The organism is Vibrio superstes (genome assembly GCF_003569005.1).
Classification (GTDB): Bacteria; Pseudomonadota; Gammaproteobacteria; order Enterobacterales; family Vibrionaceae; genus Vibrio; species Vibrio superstes.
The window spans coordinates 2,621,633-2,635,935 of the sequence record NZ_BCUR01000004.1; the positions used below are offsets into that span (position 1 = coordinate 2,621,633).

Annotated in this window: 12 protein-coding genes and 4 tRNA genes; 1 reads left to right on the top strand and 15 read right to left on the bottom strand. The window is 45.6% G+C overall.

Features of this window, described 5'->3' with window-relative positions; all coding sequences use genetic code 11:
• Positions 1–64: 64 nt before the first annotated feature.
• From D5I41_RS19860 to pncC, 10 genes are all read right to left on the bottom strand, one after another.
• Positions 65–141, bottom strand: a tRNA-Arg gene (locus tag D5I41_RS19860).
• An 85-nt stretch (positions 142–226) separates the two neighbouring features.
• Positions 227–319, bottom strand: a tRNA-Ser gene (locus D5I41_RS19865).
• Between the two features lie 29 nt (positions 320–348).
• Positions 349–425 (bottom strand) — tRNA-Arg (locus D5I41_RS19870).
• A gap of 31 nt (positions 426–456) precedes the next feature.
• A tRNA-Ser gene (locus D5I41_RS19875) sits at positions 457–549 on the bottom strand.
• 184 nt (positions 550–733) lie between these two features.
• Positions 734–931 carry a carbon storage regulator CsrA gene (gene csrA / locus D5I41_RS19880; protein WP_004415691.1) on the bottom strand — a complete coding sequence of 66 codons (198 nt, stop codon included), beginning with the start codon at positions 929–931 and terminating at the stop codon, positions 734–736.
• A gap of 77 nt (positions 932–1,008) precedes the next feature.
• Positions 1,009–2,181: an aspartate kinase gene (locus tag D5I41_RS19885; RefSeq protein ID WP_119011296.1), complete on the bottom strand. Its 1,173-nt coding sequence runs from the start codon at positions 2,179–2,181 to the stop codon at positions 1,009–1,011.
• A gap of 148 nt (positions 2,182–2,329) precedes the next feature.
• The gene (gene alaS / locus D5I41_RS19890) at positions 2,330–4,921 is read right to left on the bottom strand and encodes an alanine--tRNA ligase (protein ID WP_119011297.1); all 2,592 of its coding nucleotides are present in this window, start codon (positions 4,919–4,921) and stop codon (positions 2,330–2,332) included.
• Positions 4,922–5,102: 181 nt separating this feature from the next.
• A complete protein-coding gene (gene recX, locus D5I41_RS19895; RefSeq protein WP_119011298.1) occupies positions 5,103–5,552 on the bottom strand; it encodes a recombination regulator RecX in 450 nt (149 codons plus the stop codon).
• A gap of 105 nt (positions 5,553–5,657) precedes the next feature.
• Positions 5,658–6,683, bottom strand: a complete 1,026-nt coding sequence (gene recA / locus D5I41_RS19900; RefSeq protein WP_119011299.1) for a recombinase RecA — start codon at positions 6,681–6,683, stop codon at positions 5,658–5,660.
• 105 nt (positions 6,684–6,788) lie between these two features.
• Positions 6,789–7,283, bottom strand: a complete 495-nt coding sequence (gene pncC, locus D5I41_RS19905; protein WP_186811121.1) for a nicotinamide-nucleotide amidase — start codon at positions 7,281–7,283, stop codon at positions 6,789–6,791.
• Between the two features lie 82 nt (positions 7,284–7,365).
• On the opposite strand from pncC, the gene mutS reads away from it, so the two are divergent.
• Entirely contained in the window at positions 7,366–9,933 is a 2,568-nt protein-coding gene (mutS, locus tag D5I41_RS19910) for a DNA mismatch repair protein MutS (RefSeq protein WP_119011300.1), read from the top strand.
• A gap of 100 nt (positions 9,934–10,033) precedes the next feature.
• Here the strand turns inward: mutS and rpoS are convergent, their stop codons facing one another.
• From rpoS to truD, 5 genes are read right to left on the bottom strand one after another with little or no spacing between them, the layout of a single operon-like run.
• Positions 10,034–11,008 carry an RNA polymerase sigma factor RpoS gene (gene rpoS, locus D5I41_RS19915; protein ID WP_119011301.1) on the bottom strand — a complete coding sequence of 325 codons (975 nt, stop codon included), beginning with the start codon at positions 11,006–11,008 and terminating at the stop codon, positions 10,034–10,036.
• A 51-nt stretch (positions 11,009–11,059) separates the two neighbouring features.
• Positions 11,060–11,932: a murein hydrolase activator NlpD gene (gene nlpD / locus D5I41_RS19920; protein WP_119011302.1), complete on the bottom strand. Its 873-nt coding sequence runs from the start codon at positions 11,930–11,932 to the stop codon at positions 11,060–11,062.
• Positions 11,933–11,936: 4 nt separating this feature from the next.
• Positions 11,937–12,563: a protein-L-isoaspartate(D-aspartate) O-methyltransferase gene (locus D5I41_RS19925; protein WP_017027195.1), complete on the bottom strand. Its 627-nt coding sequence runs from the start codon at positions 12,561–12,563 to the stop codon at positions 11,937–11,939.
• On the bottom strand, positions 12,564–13,307 hold the full coding sequence (surE, locus tag D5I41_RS19930; RefSeq protein ID WP_119011303.1) for a 5'/3'-nucleotidase SurE: 744 nt from the start codon (positions 13,305–13,307) through the stop codon (positions 12,564–12,566). It lies immediately after the preceding gene.
• A 15-nt stretch (positions 13,308–13,322) separates the two neighbouring features.
• Positions 13,323–14,303, bottom strand: a complete 981-nt coding sequence (truD, locus tag D5I41_RS19935) for a tRNA pseudouridine(13) synthase TruD (RefSeq protein WP_119011304.1) — start codon at positions 14,301–14,303, stop codon at positions 13,323–13,325.

Consider the following 14,303-nt stretch of genomic DNA (forward strand, 5'->3'; position numbering starts at 1 on the left):
AGTGCTTCTTTGCAGAAGGCTTATATAGAACCGTTAATATTACTATCAACCATTCGTTGTAAAGTGGCGCGTCCTGGAGGATTCGAACCTCCGACCGCCTGGTTCGTAGCCAGGTACTCTATCCAGCTGAGCTAAGGACGCACAGTGTTCTCGTTCTGAGAAGGGTGCGAAGTCTATCACACTTTTCAGTTTAGAAAACAAAAAAATTGACCATACGGTCAATAAATGGCGGTGAGGGAGGGATTCGAACCCTCGATGCGGCTACAAACCACATACTCCCTTAGCAGGGGAGCGCCTTCGGCCACTCGGCCACCTCACCGCATTATATTTTATATCGAATAAACGATATGGCGCGTCCTGGAGGATTCGAACCTCCGACCGCCTGGTTCGTAGCCAGGTACTCTATCCAGCTGAGCTAAGGACGCGCATTTTTCTTTTTCAAGAATTCCACAAGAATGGCGGTGAGGGAGGGATTCGAACCCTCGATGCGGCTACAAACCACATACTCCCTTAGCAGGGGAGCGCCTTCGGCCACTCGGCCACCTCACCGTCTTGCGGAGGCACATATTACGATTTACCAAAAATATGTCAAACATTTTATTGGCAAAATCACATAAAAAACGGTTAACAGAACAACTTTCAACCAAACTGCTTAAAAATGCTAGTTATATGTACTTTATGCCTACTATAAAACAAGAAAGGCTAGTCCTATGACCAGCCTTTCAATAGAAACTTAGTAGTTGCCTGATGCAACGTTTCCATTACCTTTTTCTGCTTGAATGCGCATGTAAATCTCTTCACGATGCACAGAAACTTCTTTAGGTGCGTTTACACCGATACGCACTTGGTTTCCCTTAACACCCAGTACAGTAACGGTCACTTCATCCCCAATCATTAGGGTTTCACCAACACGGCGAGTCAAAATTAGCATTCGATAGCTCCTTGCTGTCACTCAAAATACTTTGAGATCTATTATTCAATAAAAATAACAACTTGGTAAAGAACTTATTACAAAATAAGCGCTTTTTTGTCTGTAGCAACACTATGAGACTGCTCAATGTATTGAGCATGAATAAAATTGGCAGCCCGATCCAGATGTTCCGGTAATAGTAGCAACTTCACTACCCTATCACACCTAAAACTATCAAGAACTTTGATATCTTTCGCCAACAATTTAGGTAAAACATTAAGATGTAGCCCCTCAAGCTCAGCACCAACAATAGTCAAAGCGCTAATAGGTTCAACATTGCTGACGTCTTCAGATAGGATCTGTAATAGCTTGGAGACATCATTGTTGTTAACAATTAGGTGTTTGGTCGTTTGAGAATGCACGGCGATGCCCAGTAACTGACACTGCATTGCAACCTGTTCTCCTTTGTCTTCATTAACAATTAGGCGAGCAAGCTCGCGCTGTAGTGCTAAACCACACACATTTTTTTTGCTTTGTAAGCGAGTAACCAAAGTACCTTGTTTTGGCGAAAACGAGGACAATACTCGAATATCAAGATTGTACTTAGCAGCAAACTCTACACACGGCTCGTGTAAAACCTTAGCGCCATGCTTTGCCATGGTTTGCATGTCATCAAAATCGACATGGTCTAGTTTCAAAGCCGATTCAACAACCCTAGGGTCGCAGCTGTACACGCCATCAACATCGGTGAAGATCTGGCATTCCTTGGCCCCTAACAACCCTGCGAGGGTCACAGCGCTGGTATCTGAACCGCCGCGTCCTAGAGTGGTAATCGCACCAGCTTGGTTAACGCCTTGGAAGCCCGCCACAATGACTATCTGATCGTCATTGAGCAATCGGTTAAATTTCTCATTATCGACCGACTGAATCGTTGCTTGATTGTGCATATCATCGGTAACAATGCCCGCTTGCCAACCTGTTAACGAGGTCGCTTTGTGGCCGAGTTTATTAAGAGTCATCGCTAATAGAGCAATGGTGACCTGCTCGCCAGCGGACAAGATGACATCGAGCTCTCTAGAGTTAGGTACGCTATCAACCTCATAGGCTAAGCCTTGCAAGCGATTCGTTTCACCCGACATCGCCGAAACCACAACCACAACTTGATTGCCCTGCTCTTTGGTCTTTATGACCTGCTCGGCAACCGCTCGAATTCGGTCAACGGAACCTACAGATGTCCCACCAAACTTTTGCACGATTAATCGGTTCTTCACTTACTTTCCACCTTCCTAAAACAGTCTTCTGTTCTTTGTACACAGGACACTTTAAAACAACAAAACCAAGCACTTTGCGATAACAAAAATGCTTGGTTCCTATTACTTTCCTTGGGCACTGAATGTACCCAAGTTAATTACTCTTCGCTTACAGGCGCTCTTCCAACCATGGAATAACAGACTGTAAGGCTTCCGGTAGTGCTGCCACGTCTGTACCGCCCGCTTGAGCCATATCAGGACGACCTCCGCCTTTACCACCTACTTGAGTCGCCACCAAGTTAACTAACTCACCCGCTTTCACTTTGCCAGTAAGATCTTTCGTTACGCCCGCAACTAAGCCGACTTTGTCGTTGGCAATATTGGCGAATAGAATAACGCCAGTACCAATGCGGTTTTTCGTATCGTCAACCATGTTGCGAAGGTTCTTATTGTCTGCGCCTTCAAGCGCAGCAATAAGTACTTTAGTACCGTTGATTTCCTGTACCTTACCCATGATATTAGCGCTTTCTGCTGCTACCATTTTGTCTTTTAGGTACTGAATTTCTTTTTCTAGTGATTTCGCTTTCTTCGCTGATTCAACTAGCTTCTGTTGCAGTTTATCTTGCTCAGCATCGATAGCGTCTAGAGCTGCATCAGCTGTTACCGCTTCGATACGACGAATACCGGCAGCAATGCCGCCTTCAGAGGTAATCTTGAACAGACCGATATCACCAGTGTTAGCCGCGTGAATACCACCACATAATTCAGTAGAGAATTCACCCATAGAAAGCACGCGAACTTCGTCGTCATACTTCTCACCGAACAATGCCATCGCACCTTTCTGCTTAGCAGACTCGATATCCATTACATTAGTTTCAATGTCGTGGTTAGTACGAATTTGTGCGTTAACCATACGCTCAACTTCTTTCAATTCAGCAGCTGTTACCGCTTCTAAATGAGAGAAGTCAAAACGAAGGTTTTCAGCTTTAACTAGTGAGCCTTTCTGAGTTACGTGCTCACCTAGAACCTTACGCAGTGCAGCGTGTAGCAAGTGAGTTGCTGAGTGGTTCAGTGAAATTTGTGCACGGCGCACTGCATTAACAGCGGCTTTAGCTTTTTCACCTAAGCTCATCACGCCTTCAACAAGCTCACCATGGTGTGCAATGGCATTGCCTAGCTTCTGCGTATCAGTAACCTTAAATTCACCGAGCTCAGTTTTTAGGGTACCCGTATCGCCAGATTGACCGCCTGATTCGGCGTAGAACGGAGTTTGCTCAAGAACAATAATGGCCTTTTGACCACTTGATAGGTTCTCTGTTGGTTGACCTTCTACAAAGATAGCTTCAATGTTGCTCTCGCCATCTGTCGCAGAGTAACCACAAAATTCTGTTGTGCTGTCTAGCTTGATTGTTTCATTGTAATCAGTGCCAAACTGACCCGCTTCACGCGCGCGCTTACGCTGTGCTTCCATCGCTTTCTGGAAGCCTTCTTCATCAATGTTGAATTCACGTTCACGTGCAACATCATTGGTTAAGTCAGCTGGGAAACCATAGGTATCGTACAATTTAAATACCGTCTCACCATCAAGCGTTGATTTACCTTCGTTCTTCAAGCCATCCAATGCGTCGTTAAGAATGCTCATACCGCGCTCTAGGGTGCGGCCAAAGTTCTCTTCTTCAATACGAAGTACTTTCTCAACCAGTGCTTGCTGTTTCTTAAGTTCAGCGCCTGCTTCACCCATAACATCAGCCAATACACCCACTAGAGTATGGAAGAATGCACCTTGAGCACCTAACTTATTACCGTGGCGAACTGCGCGACGAATAATACGGCGAAGTACGTAGCCACGGCCTTCATTTGACGGCATAACACCATCAACGATAAGGAAAGAACATGAGCGGATATGGTCGGCGATTACACGCAGAGACTGATTTGAAAGGTCTTCGTACCCAACCGCTTCTGCAGATGCTTTGATAAGAGTTTGGAAGACATCTATTTCATAGTTTGAGTGCACGCCCTGCATGATTGCAGAGATACGCTCAATCCCCATACCTGTATCAACAGCCGGCTTTGGAAGGGGTTCCATAGTACCGTCAGCGTGACGGTTGAACTGCATGAATACGTTGTTCCAGATCTCGATGAAGCGATCACCGTCTTCTTCTGGTGTGCCAGGACGTCCGCCCCAAATATGCTCACCATGATCATAGAAGATCTCAGTACATGGACCACAAGGACCTGTGTCACCCATTGTCCAGAAGTTATCAGACTCGTAGGCTTTGCCACCTTTTTTATCACCAATGCGGATAATACGGTCAGCTGGAATGCCCATCTGCTTATTCCAGATATCAAAGGCTTCATCATCAGTTTCGTAGATAGTAACCAACAATTTCTCTTTTGGTAGGCCAAGAGATTCAGTCAGGAATTCCCAAGCAAACTTGATTGCGTCTTCTTTAAAGTAGTCACCAAAACTGAAGTTACCTAGCATTTCAAAGAAGGTGTGGTGACGAGCAGTAAAGCCAACGTTTTCTAAGTCATTATGTTTACCACCGGCACGAACACAACGTTGCGCCGTAGTCGCTCGCGAGTAGCTACGCTTTTCAGCTCCTAGGAAGCAGTCTTTAAACTGGTTCATACCTGCGTTAGTAAACAGCAGTGTAGGATCGTTGTGAGGTACAAGAGAAGAACTCTCTACAATCTGGTGCCCTTTGCTCTCAAAGAACTTTAAAAAGGCACTACGAATTTCGGCGGTGCTCATGTACATGTGGCAATTCCTGAAACGTTCAAGTTAGATTTTTGCCACATTGTAAATCAAGCAAGGGAGAACGACTAGTTTTCTGTCTAATTTGCCTGAAAATGCTGGTGAATTAACGAAGAATTGTCAGAAGGGCTTTGCTTACTGCAGGGCAATAGAAGCAAGTATGCTGTTTATATCTCTGAATTTACTAAGGATTTAGCGCATATTGGATCTGCTCAAGGCTAAACCCGCGATATTGCAGAAAACGCACTCGTTTGGAGTGTTCGTGATTCTCACTGGTAGGATTATCAGCTAAGTACTTTTTTGCTGATAGCTTAGCAAGTTCAAACCAATTTTGAGGCTCTTCTGCCAACGCTTGATCGATAACCTCACTGCGCACATGTTTTACGTGCAAATCCTGACGAATTCGACGTTCACCATGGCCTTTTTCCACATGCTGTTTGATTTGATCTTTGGCGTAACGCAGGTCATCTAAATAATGATGCTCTCGACAAAACTCGACGGCTTCATCAATATCACTTAACTCAAAACCTTTGTTCAGTAGCTGTTGTTGTAACTCGTAGCGACCATATTCACATCGACTCAATAGATCTAGTGCGGTCTTTTTAGCGGTCCAAGTAGGAGTAAGAGAATACATACACACCTCGTTAGATTCAGTGCGAAGAAAAAAGAGAAAAGCTAAGGGAAAGTACTGAGCCTTAGGATAAAGGCTCAGTATATTAGGAGCATAATTGAGTTAAGGTTACTCTACCTCAGCCTCTTTAGTGTCTTCAAGTTGAGCCGTAGTCAGAAGCATTTCACGCAGTTTAGTGTCGATCTCTTTCGCTACTTCAGGGTTTTCAGCTAGGAACTTGCCTGCATTAGCTTTGCCTTGGCCAATTTTGTCACCGTTATAGGCATACCAAGCACCCGCTTTATCTACCAACTTGTGCTTAACACCAAGATCAATTAATTCACCGTTACGGTTAAAGCCTTGACCATACATGATTTGGGTTTCGGCTTGTTTAAACGGTGCAGCAATCTTGTTCTTAACGACCTTAATACGGGTTTCGTTACCAACAACCTCGTCACCATCTTTAATTGCGCCAGTACGACGGATATCAAGACGAACAGAAGCGTAGAACTTAAGTGCGTTACCACCAGTAGTGGTCTCTGGGTTACCAAACATCACACCGATTTTCATACGGATCTGGTTGATGAAGATACACATACAGTTAGATTGTTTAAGGTTACCGGTTAGCTTACGCATTGCTTGAGAAAGCATACGAGCTTGAAGGCCCATGTGGCTGTCGCCCATCTCACCTTCGATTTCAGCTTTTGGTGTTAGTGCCGCTACTGAATCGACAACCAATACGTCGATAGCGCCAGAGCGAGCTAGTGCATCACAGATCTCTAATGCTTGCTCACCTGTATCTGGCTGAGAAACTAAAAGAGCATCAATGTTTACGCCAAGCTTTTGCGCATAGATAGGGTCAAGTGCGTGCTCTGCATCGATAAAGGCACACGTTTTACCTTCACGTTGAGCTGCAGCAATCAACTCTAGAGTTAGTGTTGTTTTACCCGATGATTCAGGGCCGTAGACTTCTACGATACGTCCCATTGGCAAGCCACCAGCACCCAGAGCGATGTCTAGAGACAGTGAGCCAGTAGAAATTGTTTCTACGTCCATGGTGCGGTTATCACCAAGGCGCATAATTGAGCCTTTACCGAATTGTTTTTCTATTTGGCCAAGTGCAGCCGCGAGAGCTTTTTGCTTGTTGTCGTCCATTTTATGCTCCATGGAATCGGGTATTTCTAGTTGATGAATCAATTATTACTGTTAATTCATACAGTGTCTAGATGAAAAAGTGTTTTTTTTGCATCCAGCAAAGAATTACTTATTTTCTATATGTTTTTCAATTAGTTGAAGAGCATGATAAACGGACTGATTTCTCACCTGCGCACGATTACCAGCAAAAATGCAGCGTTGTACCTGTATAAGATCAGTATTTAACGCTAATGCAAAACACACAGTGCCAACGGGCTTATCTTCACTGCCGCCACCAGGACCTGCAATCCCAGTAATAGAAACTGCAATCTGAGCTGCAGAGTGTTGCACCGCGCCTAAGGCCATCTCCTGTGCTACCTCTTCACTCACTGCGCCAAAGCAGTCTAATGAGCTAGAGTTCACGCCCAGCATCTCCATCTTAGCTTCGTTGCTATAGGTGACAAATGCTCGATCAAACCACGCTGAGCTGCCAGCAATTTCCGTTACCGCTTGCGCCACACCACCACCAGTGCATGATTCAGCGGTTGCCATCATCCAGCCTTTTTTCTCAAGCAATTTTCCCACTTGAGCACTTAAGTTATCCAATGTTCTTTCCGACATCTGACTGATTCGCTTTACCCTTTAGTTGTGAATCATTTATCCTAAGCCTCTATAGAAATAATGAAAAGCAACAGAAGTGATTATGTCGGTAAAATCAAAGCCAAAACACACCCCAATGATGCAGCAGTATCACAAGCTCAAAGCAGAGAACCCTGAGATCCTGCTTTTTTACCGCATGGGTGACTTCTATGAATTGTTTTATGATGATGCAAAGCGTGCCTCTCAGCTGCTGGATATCTCGTTAACCAAACGCGGAGCATCTGCAGGCGAACCTATCCCAATGGCCGGCGTGCCTTTTCATGCTGTTGAAGGCTACTTAGCCAAGCTGGTTCAATTGGGTGAGTCTGTGGCTATATGCGAACAAATTGGCGACCCTGCCACGTCAAAAGGTCCCGTTGAGCGTAAGGTCGTTCGTATCATTACCCCTGGTACCGTTACCGATGAAGCCTTGCTAGCAGAACGTGTAGATAACCTGATTGCCGCTATCTATCAACACGATGACAAGTTTGGTTATGCCACTTTAGATATTACTTCTGGCCGCTTCTTAATATGTGAGCCACAAACCGAAGAAGCCATGCTCGCAGAGCTGCAGCGCACTAGCCCTAAAGAGCTGCTATTTCCAGAAGACTTCGCGCCAGTGCACCTAATGGAAGGTCGTCATGGCAACCGTCGCAGACCCGTTTGGGAGTTTGAGCTACAAACAGCAAAGCAGCAGCTGAACATCCAGTTTGGTACGAAAGACTTAGTAGGCTTTGGCGTTGAAAAAGCAGAGCTTGGTCTTTGCGCCGCTGGCTGCCTAATACAATACGTCAAAGATACCCAGCGCACCGCTATGCCACATATCCGTTCGATCACAATGGAGAGGCAAGATAACTCGGTTATCCTCGATGCCGCCACAAGACGCAATCTAGAGATCACGCAAAACTTATCGGGTGGCCTTGATAACACCCTGGCTGAGGTATTGGATCATACCGCGACTGCAATGGGCAGCCGCATGCTCAAACGTTGGTTACATCAACCCACTCGTGAAGTCTCAGTGCTGAACAACCGCTTGGACTCAATTTCTGAGTTAATTGAGCAGGGGCTTTTTCCCGAGCTGAGTCAAACCTTAAAACAGATTGGCGACATTGAGCGTATTGTTGCTCGATTGGCGATTCGCTCTGCTAGACCACGTGACCTGGCTCGTTTGCGCACCGCACTGCAACAACTGCCGGAGCTAGAAGCAACACTAGAAAGCTTAGTGAACCCGCATCTGAAAGGTTTATCCAATGATGCTAAGCCGTTAGACAGTTTATGTGAGCTGTTAGAGCGAGCAATCAAAGAGAACCCTCCTGTGGTCATTCGTGATGGTGGGGTACTCGCTGAGGGGTATAACGAAGAGCTCGACCAATGGCGCGATCTTGCTAATGGCGCCACTGAGTACCTAGAGAAACTTGAATCCGATGAACGAGAGCGACACGGTATAGATACCTTGAAGGTAGGCTACAACGCCGTTCACGGCTTTTACATTCAAGTCAGTCGTGGGCAAAGCCACCTTGTGCCACCTCACTACATTCGTCGCCAAACGCTGAAGAATGCTGAGCGCTACATTATTCCTGAGCTAAAAGAGCACGAAGACAAGGTACTCAACTCTAAATCTAAGGCTCTAGCGGCTGAAAAGGCATTGTGGGAAGAATTATTCGACCTGATATTGCCTCACCTTAATAGGCTACAACTGCTGTCGTCTGCCGTCTCTGAAATTGACGTATTGCAAAACCTTGCTGAGCGCGCCGAAACCTTAGAGTACTGTTGCCCAACCATTAAAAATGACATTGGGTTATCCGTTACTAACGGCCGACATCCCGTTGTTGAGCAAGTGCTAGAAGACCCGTTCATTGCCAATCCTATTGAGCTTCACCCGAAACGTAAAATGCTGATCATTACAGGCCCAAACATGGGCGGCAAATCCACCTATATGCGTCAAACGGCATTGATTGCGCTGCTTGCTCATATTGGCTCTTATGTTCCTGCAGAATCTGCAGATATTGGCTTGCTTGATCGTATATTCACACGTATTGGTGCTTCCGACGATCTTGCCTCTGGGCGCTCCACCTTTATGGTGGAAATGACGGAAACAGCGAACATCTTGCACAATGCCACCGACCGAAGCTTAGTGTTGATGGATGAGATTGGGCGAGGAACCAGTACTTATGATGGACTATCTTTGGCATGGGCTAGCGCCGAATGGCTGGCGAACCAGATCAGTGCCCTCACCTTATTTGCCACTCACTACTTTGAATTAACAGAGCTACCTGCTCAGCTAAAAGGGCTGGCAAACGTCCATCTAGATGCCGTGGAACACGGCGATGACATTGCCTTTATGCACGCGGTACAAGAAGGCGCTGCCAGCAAGTCTTATGGTTTAGCGGTGGCAGGCTTAGCTGGTGTACCTAAGCCTGTAATAAAGCAAGCGAGACAAAAGCTCAACTTACTAGAGCAGCTTAGCCATCAGCCACAAGCAAACAATCCAAGTAGTGTCGAGATTGCAAATCAACTTAGCTTGATCCCTGAGCCTAGTGATGTGGAGCTAGCGTTGGGCGCCATTGATCCTGATGATCTGACACCGAGACAAGCTTTGGAAGCGCTGTATCGGTTGAAGAAGATGCTTTAACTATCAGTTATTAGCTACCAGCAGTCAGCTATCAGTAAGAGCAATAACAACAAAAAAAGGTCAGCAAATGCTGACCTTTTTATTGGGTACTTATAGGATGTTATTCACTGTCAAAGTTAAACAGCGACTCCATATTCAGTCCTTGCTTCAATAGAATCTCACGCAGTCGACGTAAACCCTCTACTTGGATCTGACGTACGCGTTCACGAGTTAGGTTAATTTCACGGCCTACCTCTTCTAGCGTTGAAGGTTCATAGCCAAGCAACCCAAAGCGACGAGCAAGTACTTCTTTCTGTTTTGGATTTAGTTCATCAAGCCAATCGATAAGAGAGTGCTTAATATCGTCATCTTGAGTGGAAACTTCAGGGTCTGAGTTGTTGATGTCAGGAATGATATCAAGCAATGCCTTATCACCGTCACCGCCAATTGGGGTATCGACTGAGCTCACACGCTCATTAAGGCGCAGCATTTTGCTGACATCATCTACTGGCTTATCCAGTTGCTGAGCAATTTCTTCGGCTGTTGGTTCATGGTCAAGCTTCTGAGATAACTCACGAGCCGTTCTAAGATAAATGTTCAGCTCTTTAACCACGTGGATCGGCAAGCGAATTGTGCGGGTTTGGTTCATCAGGGCGCGTTCGATGGTTTGTCGAATCCACCATGTTGCGTATGTAGAAAATCTGAAGCCGCGTTCAGGATCGAATTTTTCTACGGCGCGAATTAGACCAAGGTTACCCTCTTCAATTAGATCTAATAGAGCTAAGCCGCGATTGCTGTAACGACGAGAGATCTTAACAACCAGACGCAGGTTACTTTCAATCATGCGCTTGCGTGCTGCTTCGTCTCCGCGAAGTGCTCGTCTTGCATATAGAACCTCTTCTTCTGCTGTTAGTAGTGGGGAGAAGCCGATTTCGCCTAGATAAAGTTGAGTTGCGTCTAGATTCTTTGTTGAAGCATCAAACTCTTCTTTTACCTGAGTTTCTACCTTTTCAACAATGCTACTTTCTTCTACTTCCGCACTAACTTTGTCTTCTGTTAGGTCTTCCACTTTTGCTGCAGTGTTATCCATACTCATAGCGCCTCCAATGGCTCAACAGGTTGGCATTACCGCTTTTAATGCCATCAGTTAGGGTAAATATCTTTCCGGGTTAACGGATTTTCCTTGATACCTAATCTCAAAGTGCAGTTTAACGCCGCTAGTGCCAGAGCTACCCATGGTTGCAATCTTTTGCCCCGCCGATACTGTCTGTCCTTCATGGACTAACAAATTATCGTTGTGAGCATAAGCACTAAGGTAATCATCATTATGTTTAACAATAATAAGGTTGCCATAACCACGAAGGGCGCTACCGGAATAAACCACACTACCACTGGCAGTTGAGATAACCGACTGGCCACGTTGACCTGCTATATCAATCCCTTTATTGCCTTGTTCTCCTGATGAGAACTTGCTGATGACTCTTCCTTTAGTTGGCCACTCCCATGACGAGACCGCTTTATTTGCTGGCGGTTTCGATGTTGCGGCACTGTTAACACTTTGTTTAGAACCAACATACTCCTTTGTTGACTGCTGATCAACCTTTGCGGTAGCACTTTTTTGTGGGTTTGTCGAAGTCTGCCCCGAATTTTGTGCTGTACTCTGTGCAGGTGGAGGACTCTTTGCAGTGGAAGTTTGAGCTACAGCAACAGGTTTACTTGAACTATAAGCTGGAGTTGTATCTTTATAATCAGGGTGCCAAAGCTTAATTCTCTGGCCGACACGCAGGGTATAAGGTGCTTTAAGATTGTTAAAGCGGATAAGATTATTGACGTTGCGATCCGTAATATAAGCGATGTAATAAAGGGTATCGCCCTTATCTACCTCATAAAAACTGCCTCGAAAGCTGCCACGATCGAGCTGCTTATAATCACGATTTTTGGCAGAAAATCCGCTAGGGGCGCAACCTACTAAGGCTGCTACCAGTGCAATCCCAATGATCGAACGCAAAATCTTATCCATAAACCTAAGCTAGCTCTCCCTGAACTAAAGGCACAAATCGTACATCTTCTATAATTTCAGACTGAACTCCAGACTCGTGTTTCACAATTTTCAACAATTGTTGCTGTGAGTCTCCAATGGGAATGATCAGTCGCCCGCCAACCGCTAACTGGTCAACAAGAGCTTGGGGAAGCTCCGCTGCTGCCGCTGTTACAATAATAGCGTCAAATGGTGCATGTGCGCCCCACCCTTTCCAACCATCACCATATTTCGATGACACATTATAAATATCGAGTTTCGATAAGCGACGCTTTGCATCCCACTGCAGCGTTTTAATACGCTCAATGGTATGCACACGTTCAACCAACTGTGCTAATACCGCCGTCTGATAGCCTGATCCTGTCCCCACTTCTAAGACCTTAGAGGTGTAATCCAGTTCCAATAATTCTGTCATTCTTGCGACAATATAAGGCTGAGAGATGGTTTGCCCATTACCGATAGGCAGGGCGTTATTATCATAGGCCTGATGTCTCATTGCCTCAGATAAAAATGATTCTCTAGGCAGATTAGCCATCGCCTTCAACACAGCAGAATCACGTATGCCCAACTGCTGCAAATGCTCTGACAAACGTTGAGCTTGATAATGTCCCATCTACGATCCTTTCAACCACTTGTTCATACTAGGCAGAGACTCATGCGCGGTCAGGTCTACTTGTAGAGGCGTGATAGAGACCTTTTTCTGCTCAAGTGCATAAAAGTCAGTGCCAATTCCGGCATCTTGCTCTTTACCCGGAGGACCAAGCCAGTAGATCTGCTTTCCTCTCGGGTCGAGTTGCTTAATCATGTTTTCTGCGTGATGTCTTGCGCCTAAGCGAGTAACCGTAATGTCACCGAGGTCTTCCCAGGCAACATCAGGAATATTCACGTTAAGCAGTCTATTGGTTGGTATAGGTTGGCGCTGGTGTTGCTCCACCAGCTGACGCGCTATCTTAGCCGCGGTAGTAAAGTGTGTGTTTCCAACCAAAGATAATGCAATAGATTGCACGCCAAGAAAGTGTCCTTCCATTGCAGCGGCAACGGTTCCAGAATACAGCACATCATCACCTAGGTTTGCACCATGGTTGATACCACTCAATACCAAGTCTGGATAATCGTCTTTCATTAACTCATTCAAGGCAAAGTGCACGCAGTCCGTTGGCGTCCCCTGCACGGAATGAACATTAGGTGCAATCTCATTAACCCTAAGAGGATTTTCTAACGTCAGTGAGTTTGACGCGCCGCTGCGATTTCTGTCTGGCGCCACAATGATCACGTCTGCAATCTGTTTTAGCTCCTCAGCTAGAACTCGAATACCTTCGGCATGTACGCCATCATCATTACTTAAAAGAATCTTCATTAAACTTAGGTACTCTTAATCAAACGAACGTTCAAAAGGAATATCTTCAATTACCTCTCGCATGATAGAAGTAGCGAAACAGCCTGAATCCAACCAGAATTTCACTACTACTTCATCGTTACTGCTTTCCCAACTCAGTTGCTCAGGTAGCAATTTAATGGCTCTGCGGTCATGACGCATGCGATTGCCTCGAATCAAAGCCATTAGGTCGGGTTCTGCATCTACAGCAGCCTGCTCTATCTCTAGTGCAATGTCTGAGGTTGGTAGCGCATTATCACCAGCTAAAGCTGCGGTAATGTCACCCGACTCAGAGAGCACATCACCAGCAATAACTGAGTCAAAACACTCTTTGTCTAGTCGCTCAGAGACGATCTGATTAAAGATCCATGAGCGTGCGGTTGAGAGATATAAGCTACGTTTGTTTTGATTTCGAGTACGAACATTATCTCGGCCCCAGCGACGAGCTTCATCAAGGTTATTGCCGTTGTTTCCGAAGCGCTGTGCACCAAAGTAATTTGGCACGCCACTTTCTGAAATAGCCAGCAAGCGTGCTTCAACTGCAGCGACGTCCGTCACTTCACTTAAGGTGAGTTCGAAAAAATTACCCTTTAAATCACCAGGGCGAAGTTTCTTGTTGTGCCTAGTGATTTCTAGGATCTCGACACTTGGGTGCATTGTTGTAAATAGTGCGAAGTCCAAGTCATCACTTTTTGGAAGGTGCACACTTAGCCATTGCTCAGTGACGGCATGGCGGTCTTTCAAGCCAGCCCAGCTTACGTCTTTAGACTTTACGCCACAGAATTTAGCTAACTCATTTGCTACAAAACTGGTGTTCTCGCCAGTTTTGCGAACACGTAACATCAAATGCTCGCCAGTGCCTAATAACTCAAAGCCTAAATCTTCTTTCACTGCAAAATGTTCGGCTCTAGCTTTAAGTTTGGCTTTAGCGGTTGGCTTACCGTGTTGGTAAGCAAGATTTGATAGTATGTCACTCAT